At 64.7% G+C, this 14184-nt stretch carries 16 protein-coding genes and 1 pseudogene; 7 read left to right on the top strand and 10 right to left on the bottom strand.

The features are described from left to right. Positions 1-57 precede the first annotated feature (57 nt). The 3 genes from ACVIIW_RS32020 to ACVIIW_RS32030 are packed head-to-tail and all read left to right on the top strand — an operon-like array spanning position 58 to position 1291. Complete coding sequence (locus tag ACVIIW_RS32020; protein ID WP_456704350.1) at positions 58-393, top strand: ArsR/SmtB family transcription factor; 336 nt, start codon at positions 58-60, stop codon at positions 391-393. Further along, a complete protein-coding gene (locus ACVIIW_RS32025; RefSeq protein WP_456704351.1) occupies positions 390-866 on the top strand; it encodes an SRPBCC family protein in 477 nt (158 codons plus the stop codon). The genes ACVIIW_RS32020 and ACVIIW_RS32025 overlap by 4 nt, the downstream gene beginning before the upstream one ends. A gap of 11 nt (positions 867-877) precedes the next feature. Beyond that, positions 878-1291, top strand: a complete 414-nt coding sequence (locus ACVIIW_RS32030; protein WP_456704352.1) for a GFA family protein — start codon at positions 878-880, stop codon at positions 1289-1291. 147 nt (positions 1292-1438) lie between these two features. Here the strand turns inward: ACVIIW_RS32030 and ACVIIW_RS32035 are convergent, their stop codons facing one another. Beyond that, positions 1439-1849, bottom strand: coding sequence for a DUF2000 family protein (locus ACVIIW_RS32035; RefSeq protein WP_456704353.1), 411 nt, complete (start codon positions 1847-1849; stop codon positions 1439-1441). 199 nt (positions 1850-2048) lie between these two features. Here ACVIIW_RS32035 and ACVIIW_RS32040 point away from each other — a divergent pair, with 199 nt between their 5' ends. Then, the gene (locus ACVIIW_RS32040) at positions 2049-3869 is read left to right on the top strand and encodes a CYTH and CHAD domain-containing protein (RefSeq protein ID WP_456704354.1); all 1821 of its coding nucleotides are present in this window, start codon (positions 2049-2051) and stop codon (positions 3867-3869) included. 18 nt (positions 3870-3887) lie between these two features. Here ACVIIW_RS32040 and ACVIIW_RS32045 read toward each other — a convergent pair whose 3' ends face one another. Continuing rightward, complete coding sequence (locus tag ACVIIW_RS32045; RefSeq protein ID WP_456704355.1) at positions 3888-4277, bottom strand: DUF4189 domain-containing protein; 390 nt, start codon at positions 4275-4277, stop codon at positions 3888-3890. Positions 4278-4457: 180 nt separating this feature from the next. On the opposite strand from ACVIIW_RS32045, the gene ACVIIW_RS32050 reads away from it, so the two are divergent. Then, a complete protein-coding gene (locus ACVIIW_RS32050; protein ID WP_456704356.1) occupies positions 4458-4949 on the top strand; it encodes an avidin/streptavidin family protein in 492 nt (163 codons plus the stop codon). A 45-nt stretch (positions 4950-4994) separates the two neighbouring features. On the opposite strand, the gene ACVIIW_RS32055 is transcribed toward ACVIIW_RS32050, so the two are convergent. The 8 genes from ACVIIW_RS32055 to ACVIIW_RS32090 form a co-directional block, all read right to left on the bottom strand. Beyond that, a complete protein-coding gene (locus tag ACVIIW_RS32055; protein WP_456704357.1) occupies positions 4995-6599 on the bottom strand; it encodes an NTP transferase domain-containing protein in 1605 nt (534 codons plus the stop codon). Then, positions 6596-7297, bottom strand: a complete 702-nt coding sequence (locus tag ACVIIW_RS32060; RefSeq protein WP_456704358.1) for an XdhC family protein — start codon at positions 7295-7297, stop codon at positions 6596-6598. The genes ACVIIW_RS32055 and ACVIIW_RS32060 overlap by 4 nt, the downstream gene beginning before the upstream one ends. Before the next feature lie 2 nt (positions 7298-7299). After that, the gene (locus ACVIIW_RS32065) at positions 7300-7623 is read right to left on the bottom strand and encodes an XdhC family protein (RefSeq protein WP_008564652.1); all 324 of its coding nucleotides are present in this window, start codon (positions 7621-7623) and stop codon (positions 7300-7302) included. 12 nt (positions 7624-7635) lie between these two features. After that, a complete protein-coding gene (locus ACVIIW_RS32070) occupies positions 7636-8838 on the bottom strand; it encodes a vWA domain-containing protein (protein ID WP_456704359.1) in 1203 nt (400 codons plus the stop codon). Positions 8839-8905: 67 nt separating this feature from the next. Continuing rightward, positions 8906-9814 carry an AAA family ATPase gene (locus tag ACVIIW_RS32075; protein ID WP_426419143.1) on the bottom strand — a complete coding sequence of 303 codons (909 nt, stop codon included), beginning with the start codon at positions 9812-9814 and terminating at the stop codon, positions 8906-8908. Between the two features lie 61 nt (positions 9815-9875). After that, positions 9876-10682 (bottom strand): FAD binding domain-containing protein, encoded by an 807-nt coding sequence (locus ACVIIW_RS32080; protein ID WP_456704360.1) that lies wholly within the window; start codon positions 10680-10682, stop codon positions 9876-9878. Between the two features lie 30 nt (positions 10683-10712). Next, the gene (locus ACVIIW_RS32085) at positions 10713-11198 is read right to left on the bottom strand and encodes a (2Fe-2S)-binding protein (protein WP_092227994.1); all 486 of its coding nucleotides are present in this window, start codon (positions 11196-11198) and stop codon (positions 10713-10715) included. A gap of 138 nt (positions 11199-11336) precedes the next feature. After that, the gene (locus tag ACVIIW_RS32090) at positions 11337-11783 is read right to left on the bottom strand and encodes an SRPBCC family protein (protein WP_456704361.1); all 447 of its coding nucleotides are present in this window, start codon (positions 11781-11783) and stop codon (positions 11337-11339) included. A gap of 172 nt (positions 11784-11955) precedes the next feature. On the opposite strand from ACVIIW_RS32090, the pseudogene ACVIIW_RS32095 reads away from it, so the two are divergent. Together ACVIIW_RS32095 and pcaD are read left to right on the top strand one after the other, a co-directional pair. Next, positions 11956-13312 (top strand): annotated as a pseudogene (locus tag ACVIIW_RS32095) (3-carboxy-cis,cis-muconate cycloisomerase). Between the two features lie 15 nt (positions 13313-13327). Beyond that, the gene (gene pcaD / locus ACVIIW_RS32100; protein ID WP_456704362.1) at positions 13328-14110 is read left to right on the top strand and encodes a 3-oxoadipate enol-lactonase; all 783 of its coding nucleotides are present in this window, start codon (positions 13328-13330) and stop codon (positions 14108-14110) included. Positions 14111-14184 lie beyond the last annotated feature (74 nt).

The raw sequence follows: 14184 nt of genomic DNA on the forward strand, positions 1-14184 counted from the left end.
TCGACATGAAGACGAATTAGTGTTGACTAATGCATTAGCGTATACTAATTTATTCGCATGATCGATGCCGTCTCAAATCCCGTCACCGCCGTGATGCGTGCCCTCGCCGACCCGACCCGACGCGCGGTGTTCGAGCGCGTCTTCGACGGCAAGGAGATCAGCGTCGCCGAACTGACGCGCGGCAGCGGCGTGACGCAGGGCGCGATCTCGCAACATCTGAAATCGTTGAAGCAGGCGGGCCTTGTCGCCGAGCGTGCCGAGGGCCGCAACGTCTATTACCGCGCTGCACCCCAAGGACTCGGGCCGCTGGTCACCTGGATGGACCATTACGGCGTCTTCTGGCGCGAGCGCCTCCAGAACCTGCGTGACCTCTTGAAGGAGATCGACCCGTGAGTGCAGCCGAGCTGAAAGCCGAGAGCCGAGGAAACGTCAGAGACATCGTCATCGACGAGGTGCTTCCTCATGCGCCCGAGACTGTCTGGAAGGTGCTGACCAGTGCGCAGCTGATCGCGCGCTGGCTGATGAAGCCGACCGGTTTCGAGGCTGTCGAGGGCAAGGCCTTCACGTTCCAGACCACGCCGGGCGGCCACTGGGACGGCGTCATCCATTGCAGCGTGCTGGAGGTGATGCCGAACAGGCGCCTCGTCTACGCCTGGAAGGGCGGCGACGAACGCAACACCGGCTATGGCGCGCCGCTCGACACCATCGTGACGTGGTCCCTCACCCCCGTCGAAGCCGGCACGCGAATCCGGCTGGTTCATTCCGGCTTCGTTCTGCCCAGGAACGAGACCGCCTTCACCGGCATGAGCGGAGGCTGGAAGAAGGTCGTGCGGCAGCTCGACGAGATCAGCGGCGAAAGCAAGTAAGGCGTATCACGATGGACAAGCCCTACACCGGCGGCTGCGCCTGCGGCGCAATCCGCTATTCGATTGCCGGCGAGCCCCTGTTCGCCAACCATTGCCAGTGCCGGGACTGCCAACGTGAAAGCGGCACCGGACATGGCTCCTACGCCACCTTCGCGCGCGCCGGCGTGACGGTGACGGGCGAAGCCAAGACGTGGGACATGGTTGGCGACAGCGGCAATTTGAAGACGCGCGCCTTCTGCGCCGAATGCGGCGTGAGTGTTTACATGACCTTCAAGGCCATGCCCGGCATTTTCACCATCCGCGCCGCGAGCCTCGACGAGCCCGCCCGCTACCAGCCGCAAGCGATCACTTACGCGATGCGTGCGTATGACTGGGATCAGCTCGATCCTGGTTTGACGAAGTTCGAGAGGATGCCGCCGGGGTAGCTGGGCAGTCGGTCCTTGCGAGGAGCCCGCGACAAAATTGCGAAGCAATTTTGCGCTGAAGCGACGAAGCTATCCAGAAAGCCTCCGCAAAAAGATTCTGGATTGCTGCGCTCGCAATGACGATGCGGGAGCCGTCGGGCACACCCACTAGCCATGAAACTTCAATCCATCGACGATCTTGTCGATCACCTTGCGTTCGGCGCGCATCGCGATGCCGACAAGATTGAGATCGGCACGCGCAATCGCCCTCACCGCCTCGCGATTGGCGGCGTCATGCGTGGTCCTGAACATGTCCTCGGTATAAACCGCCGGCGTGACGCTGCGCGTCAGCGCACGATCGAGTGCGCGCGACAATTGCGGACCGTCGGCCCCATAGATCAGGATCGGTTGGCCGATCAATGCAAGATATTTCGTGGAGGAGGCGTCCTCATAGGCATCACCGATGCACTCCGGAAAGGCGGCAGCGACGCCGCTCGTCAGGAACGATGCGACATTGAGTTTCTGCCAAGCCTGGAGGTCGTTGCGAATGACAACGGCGATCTTGGTATCGAATTTCATGAATTCTCCCACACTCGTCCAAGCGCCTGGAAAGAAAAGAAAATTCCAAGCATTGGACTGTCGGCGTGAATGTAACGCGGATTGCCCCATCGATCACAGAGCGGAAATTCAATGAGAGTTGCTATCGGCTGCGCTTCTCTCCGCAGGCCAAGTCGGATATATCTCGGCGCTCTGTCACTGAACTGTCATAAAGCTGCTGATGTCCGAAATCGACGCCATCAAGCGAGCCCTTGAACCGGTGCGGCGTCTCGCCGGGTCAAACAATCAACACATTGCGGCCAAGCACACTGCGGCTTCCGGCGCGGAACAAAAACCTGGTTCCGAAATCTCCGGTGACGAGCTCCCGCACAGCAAATCCGCATCCGCCGGCCTGCCGGCCGACGTCGCTCCCGCCGGGGTGGCGACAGCTGAAGCCGTTTCGCCCAGCGCTGTTGCGCCTCACGTGACCGAAATCGAACTCAAGCTGCTCGTGGCTTCCGATCGTCTGGCTGACTTCAACGATGCGCCGATCATCGCCGCGAATGCGCGCAACAATGGAACCCGCAAGCATCTCAAGGCCGTCTACTACGACACGCCCAAACGCGCGCTTCGGCGTGCCGGATTCAGCTTCAGGGTCCGCCAGAGCGGCACGCGATTCACGCAGACCGTAAAAACGGAACCCAGCACCGATCCGCTGCGCCGCGGCGAATGGGAGGCAACAGTGCCTTCGATCGCGCCTGATATCGCGCTGGCCATGCCGCTGGTTTCGGACAAGCTGCGCGCCGAGCTGGCGCGCCACCCGGTCGAAGCCGTCTTCAGCAGCGACATCCACCGGCATCAGCGCCTGGTCGATTTGCCGTCCGGCACCGTCGAAGTTGCCTTCGACCGGGGCCAACTGACGTCTGGCGACCGGTCATTGCCCGTCAGCGAGATCGAACTCGAGCTCAAGAGCGGCAGCCCGTCCGCCGTCTGGGAGCTCGCGCGGCGGCTCGCCGAGCATGACCAGGTGAAAGCTTCGATCCGGACCAAATCAGCGCGCGGATTTGACCTCGCGGCCGACGCGCCGCCACGGGCGCCGAAGCCGCCGAAGCTTCGGCTGGACCCCTCGATATCCCTCGACGAGGCCTTCTCCGAGATCCTGCGATCCTGCTTTCTGCATTTGCTCCAGTCGTTGCCTGCGGCCGAGGACGGTCGCGACCCCGAGGGGATGCACCAGCTTCGCGTCGCGCTGCGCCGCCTGCGCTCCGCGCTCGACCTGATGCGGTCGGTGGTCTCGGTGGCCAAGCTCGACCTGATGCGCGCCGAAGCAAAGTGGCTTACGGGACGCCTCTCGGGCGCGCGTGACTGGGATGTGTTCCGGCAGGACACGTTGCGCACCGTTGCGGATGGCTGCCCGTCGGTCGCAGGCTTCGACGCGCTCGGCGTGCTCGCCGACGAACGCCGCGTGGCCTGTTACGAGCAGGCCCATCTCGCGCTCGCCGACCGGCGCTGCCAGTATTTCGTGATCGGGCTTGGCGCCTGGATCGAAGCGCGCGGCTGGCGGAGCGACGTCGCTTCCGAAGGCCTGGGGCAACTGGCCGAGCCGGCGGTCAACTTCGCCCGCAATGTCCTGTCGGCGCAGCATGCGAAGGTGCTGAAGCGCGGCCGCAAGTTCAAATCGCTGCCGACGGAGGAGCGTCACCGCGTCCGTCTCGCCGCGAAGAAGCTGCGCTACGTCGCCGACTTCCTGCTCCCGCTCTGCGGGCACGGCAAATCCGCAAAGCGGTTCTCGCGCAGGCTGGCCGTCCTTCAACAGGAGCTTGGAATCTACAATGACATGGCGACAACGTCGTCGTTGCTAGCCGAGGTCGGCGCCAAAACGACCGACAGCGGCACGGCGGCGGCGGCGATCGCGGGCTGGCAGGCCCACGCCATAGTCGCCGTTGAAGCACGCTTGCTGAAAGCCTGGTCGGAATTCACCGTTGCCAAGGTGCCCTGGTCGACCGACGCGCCGGAGCAGCCGATCAAGCTGGTGCAAACCAACGCGGGATGGCTGCGCTAATCGCAGCCCAACACTTGATCACCCCTTGGCGTCGCACGCCCAGGCGCGGATCACGCATTCCTTGCCGCCATATTTGTAGCATTCGCGGGTGGCGGCATTGAGCGTCGCCGAGATCTTCGGCTTCACCGCATAGCCATAGGCGCCACAGGGATTGGCCATATCGACCGACATCGCCGCGCAGGCGCGCTTCATCGTCACGGTCGTGCAGTCGCCCTTGCACTGTTTCTGCGCAGCGGCGCGCGCCTCGTGCTCGGCGCCGTAATCGTAAGCCTGGCCATAGGCTCCGCACTTGCCGACGGCAAAAGCACCGGCCGCATGTGCTTGCGTAATATAACGGGCGCCGGCGATACAAACCGACAGCACAAAGAAAAACATCGCGCAACGGCGCGCGACGACATCAGAACCCATGGAAAACCCCTCCCCCCAAGGCAGGTGGGGCGACTTTAAGCGCCGGTCGTTTCCACTTGGTGAACGAGTGGTTGAAAAGCGATGCGGGACTAGCGATCTCGGCAACACACTTTCTGGTTGTATTTTCAAATCGCGTTATTTACGGTCGCCAAGTTGCAAACAGAGCCGCAGGAGGCGACCATGCGTCCGATCAAAACGATGCTGCCGGGAATGATCGCGTCGGTCTGTCTGATCGGACTTTCGCCCGCGCATGCACAGGCGGTGAACTGGACCTGGACCAACCAATATGGCTCGATCCTGGCCATCACTGGCTTCGACCAGAACACGGGTGCGATCAGGGGGACCTACACCAACAACGCAACAAGCAGCTGCGACGAGGGCAAGCCGCAGGGCGTGACGGGCTGGCTGGCCTACGGCAACACCGGCACCGCGATCAGCTTCTCGGTGAATTTCCTCGGCTGCGGCTCGACCACCGTCTGGACCGGACAGCTCAATAACTCATCTGGATTCCAGGGACTGTGGTATCTGTCGCTCGGAGAGGCCGTCGCATGGAACGGCATCAGCGCGGGCGCCGATACCTTCACGTTCAGCAGCGGCGACAAGGCCCTGCTGACGAAGAGTGGGGTCGACCTGAAGGCCGCCAGCGAGAAGCTGTCGAACACGAAGAAGTAGGCGAGCGGCGAAGGTGGTGCGCAACCTATCGCATCACGGCGCTGCCTATCCGCGTCGTGCCGCTTCCAGCGCCTGCGGCGTGTCGATGTCGAGGAACGCGCCCTCACCGTCCACCGGCACTTCAGCGACCGCTTCGGTGTGCCTGGCGATCAGATGCCGCGCGCCGACATCGCCGTCGAGCGTCATCAACTCCTTGAAGAAACGGCGCGACCACAACACGGGATTGCCGCGGCGTCCTTCGCTCACGGGCACGACGATGAGATTGCCACGATCCGGCGCGAAGCCGTCGATCAGGCGATCGATCAGGCCGGCATCGATCAGCGGCATGTCGCCAAGGCAAACCACGGCGCCGTCGCATGCGTCGGACACCGCGGCGATGCCTGCTTTGACCGAGCTCGCGATGCCGCCGGCGAAATCCGGGTTCTTGACGAAACGCACCTTCAGGCCTTGCAGCGCCTGCTCCACCAGCTCGGTTTGATGGCCGGTAACGACGATCACCTCGGATGCTTTCGAAGCCAGCGCCTGCTCGGTCGCGATCCGCACCAGCTTCTTGCCGTCGAGCTCGGCGAGGAGCTTGTTCGGCCCGCCCATGCGGGTGGAGCGCCCCGCTGCGAGCACGATGGCGGCGACCTGGCTGTTGCCCTCGGTCTCGGGTTTGGCGCGCGGCTGCGGGCGCGTGACGATTTCCATCAGGAGGCCACCGACGCCCATGCCCATCAGCTCGGAGCGCGTCACCTCGATGCCGGCCAGGAGCCGCATCAGCACCCAGTCAAAACCGTTTTCGACCGGCGAACGCGCGCAGCCCGGCGCACCCAGCACCGGCACGTTGCCGGCGCGTGCGATCAGCAGCAGATTGCCGGGATCAACAGGCATGCCGAAATGCTCGATCTCACCGCCAATTCCGGTAACCGCAGCCGGAATCACATCGCGGCGGTCGGCGATCGCCGATGCCCCGAACACGATCACGAGCTCGGCGCCAAGCGCGAGCAATTCCTTGATCGCAGCCGACAACGCGCGCTCGTCATGCTGAACGCGCCGCTCGGCGATGATCGCGGCGCCCGCCGGCGCGAGGCGCTCGGCGGTGACGCGCAGCGTCTTGTCGACGACCTTGGAAGAAAGGCCCGGCAGCAGCGTCGAGACCACGCCGACGCGCTTGACGACGTAAGGCGCAACCTTCAGCACATTTTTGCCGGCCGCCTTCACCGCGGCATCGCGCAAGCTGCCTTCAACGCCGAACGGGATGATCTTGACGGTGCCGACCATTTCGCCCTCGACCACCGGCTTGTAAGCCGAGAGGGTCGCGAAAGTGATGGCCTCGTCGATATTGTTGATACGATCGACGGCGGCGCGGTCGATGACCAGCACGCCGGGCTGCGCGGCGAACAAATTGGCGCGGCCGGTGAAGGCGCGCTCGACATGAATGCCCTCGCCGCCGATCGCAAGCGCGATGCTGGCGGCCGCGACGTCCTCGGAAACGTCCCCCTCCTCCATCCGCACCACGACGATGTCCTTGATGCCGGCACGCTCCAGCGTTTCGACCTCGGCGGCCCCGATCGTCGTGCCCTTCTTCAGCACCAGCGGACCCTGGCGCAAGGTGTGGACGGTCACCCCGCCGATCGCATCCCTGGGGCTCGCCGGTCCAAACTTCATGCCGCTTCTTCTTTTGCTTTGGGTGGCAGCCGAAGCACCGCCGTGATCTCGGCCATGATCGCCACGGCGATCTCGGACGGCGAGACTGCGCCGATCGGGAGCCCAATGGGCGCGTGGATGCGCGCGATGTCGCTATCCCTCGCGCCCTGCGCCCGCAACCGGTCGCCGCGCTTGGCATGGGTCTTCCGCGAGCCGAGCGCACCGATATAGAAGCAATTGCGCTCGAAGGCATGGAGCAGCGCGGGATCGTCGATCTTGGGATCGTGCGTCACCGCAACGAAAGCGGTGTAGGCATCGACATTGAGCGGCGGCAGCGCGGTATCGGGCCATTCGGCGACCAGCGGAACATCGGGAAAGCGCTCGGGGCTCGCGAACGCCGTACGCGGATCGACCACGGTGACGTCATAGCCGAGCGAGCGCGCCAACGGCGCCAGGGCTTGGCTGATATGGACGGCGCCGACGATGACGAGCTTTGCGGTCGGCGCGTAGACGTTCAGGAACAGCTTCTTGCCACCGGACTCGACATTGGCGCTCTTGCCCATGCGAAGCTGCTTGTCCAGCTCGGCGCGCAGCGGATCCCTGGCGAAGTCAGCCGCTTTCACCAGGCGCTGCTCGCCGCTCTCGGTGTCGGTCACCAAAATCACGGGCCGGCGCGCGGCCCGCTCTGTGTTCAGTTCGTGCAGGATTGCGAGCTTCACGGCTAGCCGACCTTCTCGACGAACACGCGGATGGTGCCGCCGCAGGACAGACCGACGTTCCAGGCGGTCTCGTCGGCGACGCCGAACTCGAGCATCTTCGGCTTGCCGCTCTCGATCACGTCCATGGCCTCGGTGACCACGGCCCCCTCGACGCAGCCGCCCGAGACGGAGCCAAGAAACGTGCCCTCGTCGTTGATGACGAGGCTCGAGCCCGCCGGGCGCGGGGCCGAGCCCCAGGTTTCAACAACGGTGGCCAGCGCGACGCCACGGCCGGCCTTTTGCCAGTCCTCCGCCGCCTTCAGGATATCCTCGTCGCGATCGAGCATGGGCTTGGCCTCTCAGGCTGCGGGGCGGATAAGGCTGCGGTGATGCGGCGGCAACGGCCGGGACAGCGTGGTGATCAACTCCTGGATCGAACTCAAATTATGCACGGGCCGGAATTCGTCAACGTGCGGGAGCATCATTTTGATGCCCTGGGCCTTGGCCTCGAAGCCGCCGAACCGCAACAAGGGGTTGAGCCAGATCAGCCGCCGGCATGAGCGGTGCAGCCGGTCCATCTCGAAGGCGAGCCTGGAATCGGCCTCCCGCTCCAGCCCGTCGGAGATCAAGAGCACGATGGCGCCCTGGCTCAGCACCCGCCGCGCCCACAATTTGTTGAAGTTGTGCAGCGAGGCCGAGATCCTCGTGCCGCCCGCCCAATCCTCGACCGCGGCCGAACAGCTCGCCAGCGCCTCGTCCGGATCGCGCTGCCGCAGCGCGCGGGTGACGTTGGTGAGACGCGTGCCGAACAGGAACACCGAGACCCGCTTGCGCGCATCGCCGATGGCATGCAGGAAATGAAGGAACAGACGTGTGTACTCGCTCATCGATCCCGAGATGTCGAGCAGCGCGACGATCGGGGCCGGCTTTTCGATCCGCCCGAGGCGATGGATGTCGATGATATCGCCGCCGGTGCGCAGGGATGCGCGCAGCGTTCTGCGCATGTCGAGCCGCAAGCCCCGCGCATCAGGCTGATGCCGGCGCGTCAGCAGCTCCGCCTGCGGCAGCCGCATCATCTCGATGGCACGGAGCGCCTCGGCGATCTCGGCTGCGCTCATCTGCGCAAAATCCTTCTTCTGAAGGATCTCCTGGTCGGACACCGAGAGACGCAGATCCTGCTCCTGGTGCTGCGGCGTCTCCGTCATCCGCGGCTGCGACATCGCTTCCTGCACGCGCCGGGCGCCGGCCTGCGGCTTCTTCTTGGCCTGCTCCGGCAGCGGCACCGAATCCAGCATGTGCTTCCACTCTTCCGAGGCGCGGAAGAACAGGTTGAAGGCCTGCTTGAAGATCTGCGCATGCTCGTGGCGCATGACGAAGATCGATTCCAGCGTGGTGAAGACGTCGGCGCGGCTGCCGATGTCGATCACCTGAAGCGCATTCATGGCGTCGATCACCGCACCGGGACCGACCGGCATGCCGGTCGCGCGGAGCGCGCGGGCAAAGCCGACGATGTTGTCGGCGAATTGCTCGGTTTGCTCGGGTGCAAGGTGGTTGACGGCCATGGTTGGGTACTCCCGCTCGTCATTCCGTCGCGGCACGCCGAATGACGGGCTCAGTGGAGACGCGACATCAATTCTCGCTCGTCGCTTCCTTCAGCACCTTTTGCAGGGTGTCGCCCTGCATCCGCGTGATGTCGTCCTGGTATTTGAGCAGCGCGCCCAGCGTATCGCCGACCACCTGGGGGGTCAGGGAGCGGGCATCGAGCTCGGACAAGGCTGTCGCCCAGTCGATGGTCTCGGCAACGCCCGGCGACTTGTAGAAGTCCTGGTTGCGCAGCGCCTGCACGAAGCGAACCACCTGCTGCGACAGCTTCGCCGAGATGCCGGGCACGCGCGACTTCACGATCGCAAGCTCCCGATCGGCGGCGGGATAATCGACCCAGTGATAAAGGCAGCGCCGCTTCAGCGCGTCGTGGATCTCACGGGTGCGGTTGGAAGTGATGATGACGATCGGCGGATGCGGCGCCTTCACGGTACCGAATTCGGGGATCGTCACCTGGAAGTCGCTGAGGATTTCCAACAGATAGGCTTCGAACGCCTCGTCGGCGCGGTCGAGCTCGTCGATCAGCAGCACCGGGGGACCTGCCACGTCAGGCTCGAGCGCCTGGAGCAGCGGCCGCTTGATCATATAGCGGTCGGCGAAGATGTCGCTCGACAGCTGCTCGCGATCTGTGTCACCCGCCGCTTCCGCCATCCGGATCGCGATCATCTGCGCGGCGCTGTTCCACTCGTAGACGGCGGACGAGACGTCGAGGCCTTCGTAGCACTGCAGGCGAATCAGCTTTCGTCCCAGCGCCGCCGACAGCACCTTTGCGATCTCGGTCTTGCCGACGCCGGCCTCGCCTTCAAGAAACAGCGGCCGGCCCATGCGCAGCGAGAGATACGTCACCGTCGCCAGCGACCGCTCGGCGAGATAGCCGCGCGACGTCAAGAGTTCGAGCATCGCATCGACCGATGCCGGCAGGGTCGCTGAAGTCATGAAAAAGCCAGTCTCGCTACGCCCCTACCCGGGACAAGTTTGGCCGAGGCGTGAGGTTCACTCACCCCTTGGCGTTAGCCGCATCAAGGGCGCGCCGCGTCAGTACGCCGATGAGATGCGCACGATATTCGGCGCTGCCGTGGATGTCGCTGTTGAGCCCTTCCGCGGGCACCTCGATGCCTTCGATCGCCTTTGAGGCGAACCGCTTCTTCAGCGCCTCCTCGAACGCCTCGACGCGGAACACGCCGTCCGAGCCGGCCCCGGTGACGGCGACGCGCACGTCCGAGGGACGCCGCGCCACGAACACGCCGACCAGCGCGTAACGCGAAGCCTGGTTGCGGAACTTGACGTAGGCGGCCTTCTTCGGCAGCGGGAACATTACCTTGGTGATGATCTCGTCGGCTTCGAGCGCGGTCGAGAACAGGCCCTGGAAAAACTCTTCGGCCTTGAGGCGACGCTTGTTGGTGACGATGGTGGCGCCGAGCGCGAGCACGGCGGCCGGATAATCCGCGGTCGGGTCGTTGTTGGCGAGCGAGCCGCCGATCGTGCCCTTGTGGCGCACCGCGGGATCGCCGATCTGGCTGGCGAGACTGGCCAGCGCCGGAATGGCCTCGCCGACGATGGCTGATGTCGCGACCTCGGCATGCTTGGCGGTCGCGCCGATCACCAGCGAACGGCCCTTCATCTCGATCGTGTCGAGCCCCTCGATATGGGAGAGGTCGACCAGATGCGGCGGGCTTGCGAGGCGCTGCTTCATGACCGGAATCAGCGTGTGGCCGCCGGCGATGACCTTTGCGTCTTCGTTCTTGACCAGAAGATTGGCGGCCTGCCGGACGGTGCCGGGGCGGTGGTATTTGAATTCGTACATCTGGATGTCCTGATCGCGGAGGGCGCGCGGTTACGCGAGATCGGATTTCGCCATTGCCTTCGCGCCGGCGGCGATCGAGGCGACGATGTTCTGGTAGCCGGTGCAGCGGCAGAGATTGCCTTCAAGTTCTTCCCGGATCGTATGGTCGTCGAGCTCGTGGCCCTTGCGATGCACGATATCGATCGCGGTCATGATCATGCCGGGCGTGCAGAAGCCGCACTGCAGGCCATGGTGCTCACGGAAGGCCTCCTGCATCGGATGCAGCGGCGCGCCATCGGCCGCCAGTCCCTCGATGGTCTTGACCTCGTGGCCGTCGGCCATCACGGCCAGCGTGGTGCAGGATTTCACGGCCTTGCCGTCGAGATGCACGACGCAGGCGCCGCACTGCGAGGTGTCGCAGCCGACATGCGTACCGGTCAGCCGCAGATTCTCGCGCAGGAACTGCACCAGAAGCGTACGCGGGTCGACATTGCCGTTGACAGGATTGCCGTTCACGATGAGGGAGATTTTTGCCATAAGCACTCTCTATCAGCGCCCCGACGGGTCCCGTCGAAGCGGTTCTTTCTTATAATTATTCCAACCCATCATATGGGCCATTATGGCCGGGGGCAACATCGCCCCGGGCGCACGGTGCCATGACGAAAGTGGGGGCGTTCAGCCCTGTACCGCCTTGGCGAAATTCGCGAAAAACTCGTCGGCCAGCTTCTTGGCAGTGCCGTTGATCAGGCGCTGGCCGAGCTGCGCAAGCTTGCCGCCGATCTGCGCCTCGACCTCGTAGGAGAGCAGCGTGCCGCCATCCTTCTCGGCGAGCTTCACGGCCGCGCCGCCCTTGGCGAAGCCGGCCACGCCGCCCTCGCCCTCGCCCGAGATCTTGTAGCCGTTCGGCGGATCGAGATCGGAGAGCGTCACCTTGCCCCTGAAGCGCGCCGAGACCGGGCCGACCTTCATTTTCGCCGTGGCGCGAAAGCCGCCGTCGTCGGTCTTCTCCAGCTCCTCGCAGCCGGGGATGCAGGCCTTCAGCACCGCGGGGTCGTTGAGCTTTTCCCACACAGCCTCGCGCGGCGCCGCAAGCTGGACTTCGCCGTTCATCGTCATGGCCATGGGCGCCTCCCGGGGATCGCATCAGAACAAGATTGCTCAAGTAACGCAGGGAGGCCGCAAAGGAAAGAGCGGCACCCGCTCACTTGCAATGCATATTCGCACCTGCAAAAAGCCTTGTACGCTCACTCAGGGATTGGCACAGCCGGGTCATGGTGGTTAGGTCCCGCGCAACATGAGTACACCCCTCTCTCCCCTGCTTGCGCCGATGCTGTCGAGCGCCGCCATGCGCGCCGTCTGCGACGACCGCGCCACCCTGCAAAACATGCTCGATTTCGAGACAGCCCCTGGCCCGGGCCGAGGCTGCGGCGGGTGTGATTCCGGAAGCCGCGGTGGGCCCGATCCAAACCGCCTGCAGGGCCGACAGCCTCGACATCGGCGCCCTGGCCGAGGCCGCGACCCGGTCAGGCAATCTCGCCATCCCCCTGGTCAAGATGCTGACCGCCCATGTTGCAAAGACGGACGCCGAGGCTGCGCGCTACGTGCATTGGGGCGCAACGAGCCAGGACGTTATCGACACCGCGACCATGCTGACCTTGCGCGCAGCAATCGATGCGCTCGACCCCGACCTCAGCCGGGCCATCAAGGGGTTTGCCGCGCTGGCTCGCACCCATCGCAACAGCGCGATGGTGGCGCGGACCTGGCTCCAGCATGCGCTGCCGATGCCGTTCGGGTTGAAGGCAGCTGGATATGCCGCAAGCCTCGCCCGCGCCCGCTGCCGCCTGCGGCGGCTGCGCCGTGAGGGCCTCGCCCTGCAATTCGGCGGTGCCGCCGGCACGCTCGCCGCCCTCGGCGACAAGGGGCTGGCAGTGGCCGAACGGCTGGCGCAGGAGCTGAACCTGGCGCTGCCCGAAGCGCCCTGGCACACCCATCGCGACCGCATCGCGGAGGCAGCTTCGGCGTTTGCGATTCTCGCGGGCAGCTGCGGCAAGATCGCGCGCGACGTCTCGCTGATGATGCAGACCGATGTCGGCGAAGCCTTCGAGCCCGCCGGCGAAGGCCGCGGCGGCTCCTCGACGATGCCGCACAAGCGTAACCCTGTCGCGGCCGCAAGCGCGCTCGGCTGCGCAACCATGGCGCCACAGCTCGCTGCGACGATCTTTGCAGCCCAGGTGCAGGACCACGAGCGCAGCGCCGGCCCCTGGCACGCGGAATGGCCAACGCTGCCGCAATTGATGCTGGTCACATCAGGCGCGCTTGCCGCCATCGTCGACATCGCCGAAGGGCTCGACGTCGATGCCGCGCGCATGCGCAGCAATCTCGATGCGACGCATGGGTTGATCATGGCGGAGGCCGTCACGTTTGCGCTCGCCGACAAGATCGGCAAGAGCGATGCGCATCACCTGATCGAGGCCGCGAGCAAGCGAGCGGTTGCCGAGAAGAGGCATCTGCGCGAGGTGCTCTCGGCCGATTCGCAGGTCACCGCGCATCTGACGCCTGAGAAAATTGCGGCATTGTTCGAGCCAATGGCCTATCAAGGAGCCTCGCAGGCTCTGATTGATCGCCTGCTCGACGGCCTTGAGCGCGAATAGAACGGAGACGCCACGATGCCCATGATCGATGCCGACGGTTGCCTGCTCAACGTCTCCGTCGAGGGCCGCGATGGCGGGCCGACCCTGATGCTTTCCAACTCGCTCGGCTGCACGCTGCAGATGTGGGAGCCGCAGATGAAGGCGCTGACGCAGGTGTTCCGCGTCATCCGCTATGACCGGCGCGGCCATGGCAAGTCCAGCGTACCGCCCCCGCCCTATACGATGGAGCGCTTCGGCCGCGACGTGCTGGCAATCCTCGACGATCTCAACATCGAGAAGGTGCACTGGTGCGGCCTGTCGATGGGCGGCATGGTCGGGCAATGGCTGGGCGCCAACGCGCCCGAGCGGTTCGGCAAGCTCATCCTCGCCAACACCTCCTGCTACTATGCCGAGCCGACCAAATGGCTGGAGCGCATCGACGCCGTGAAGAAGGGCGGCCTCGCTGCGGTCGCCGACGGCGTGATCGCCGGCTGGCTCACCCAGGATTTCCGTGAGCGCGAGCCCGACATCACCGCCAGGATGAAGGCGATGCTGCTGTCCACGCCGGTCGAAGGCTATCTCGCCTGTTGCGAGGCACTGTCGACGCTCGACCAGCGCGCGATGCTGCCTGAGATCAAGAGCCCGACGCTGGTGATCGCCGGCCGCCACGACATGGCGACGCCGATCTCGGCCGGCGAATTGATCCGCTCGAACATTCCCGGCGCCAGCATGACCATCATCGACGCCGCCCACATTTCCAATGTCGAGCAGCCGCATGCGTTCACCGACGCGGTGGTGGGATTCTTGACGCAACGCTGACCAAGACCATCATTGCGAGCGAAGCGAAGCACCAGAATCTTTCCGCAGAGACAGTCTGGATAGCTTCGCTCCGC

It is taken from the genome of Bradyrhizobium sp. USDA 4449 (assembly GCF_054056275.1).

What these genes read in the sequence shown, in the direction of transcription:
- ACVIIW_RS32020 (WP_456704350.1), top strand. Translation starts at nt 58, where the DNA reads ATGATCGATGCCGTCTCAAATCCCGTCACCGCCGTGATGCGTGCCCTC.
- ACVIIW_RS32030 (WP_456704352.1), top strand. Translation starts at nt 878, where the DNA reads ATGGACAAGCCCTACACCGGCGGCTGCGCCTGCGGCGCAATCCGCTAT.
- ACVIIW_RS32035 (WP_456704353.1), bottom strand. Translation starts at nt 1,849, where the DNA reads ATGAAATTCGATACCAAGATCGCCGTTGTCATTCGCAACGACCTCCAG.
- ACVIIW_RS32040 (WP_456704354.1), top strand. Translation starts at nt 2,049, where the DNA reads ATGTCCGAAATCGACGCCATCAAGCGAGCCCTTGAACCGGTGCGGCGT.
- ACVIIW_RS32045 (WP_456704355.1), bottom strand. Translation starts at nt 4,277, where the DNA reads ATGGGTTCTGATGTCGTCGCGCGCCGTTGCGCGATGTTTTTCTTTGTG.
- ACVIIW_RS32050 (WP_456704356.1), top strand. Translation starts at nt 4,458, where the DNA reads ATGCGTCCGATCAAAACGATGCTGCCGGGAATGATCGCGTCGGTCTGT.
- ACVIIW_RS32055 (WP_456704357.1), bottom strand. Translation starts at nt 6,599, where the DNA reads ATGAAGTTTGGACCGGCGAGCCCCAGGGATGCGATCGGCGGGGTGACC.
- ACVIIW_RS32065 (WP_008564652.1), bottom strand. Translation starts at nt 7,623, where the DNA reads ATGCTCGATCGCGACGAGGATATCCTGAAGGCGGCGGAGGACTGGCAA.
- ACVIIW_RS32070 (WP_456704359.1), bottom strand. Translation starts at nt 8,838, where the DNA reads ATGGCCGTCAACCACCTTGCACCCGAGCAAACCGAGCAATTCGCCGAC.
- ACVIIW_RS32075 (WP_426419143.1), bottom strand. Translation starts at nt 9,814, where the DNA reads ATGACTTCAGCGACCCTGCCGGCATCGGTCGATGCGATGCTCGAACTC.
- ACVIIW_RS32080 (WP_456704360.1), bottom strand. Translation starts at nt 10,682, where the DNA reads ATGTACGAATTCAAATACCACCGCCCCGGCACCGTCCGGCAGGCCGCC.
- ACVIIW_RS32085 (WP_092227994.1), bottom strand. Translation starts at nt 11,198, where the DNA reads ATGGCAAAAATCTCCCTCATCGTGAACGGCAATCCTGTCAACGGCAAT.
- ACVIIW_RS32090 (WP_456704361.1), bottom strand. Translation starts at nt 11,783, where the DNA reads ATGGCCATGACGATGAACGGCGAAGTCCAGCTTGCGGCGCCGCGCGAG.
- pcaD (WP_456704362.1), top strand. Translation starts at nt 13,328, where the DNA reads ATGCCCATGATCGATGCCGACGGTTGCCTGCTCAACGTCTCCGTCGAG.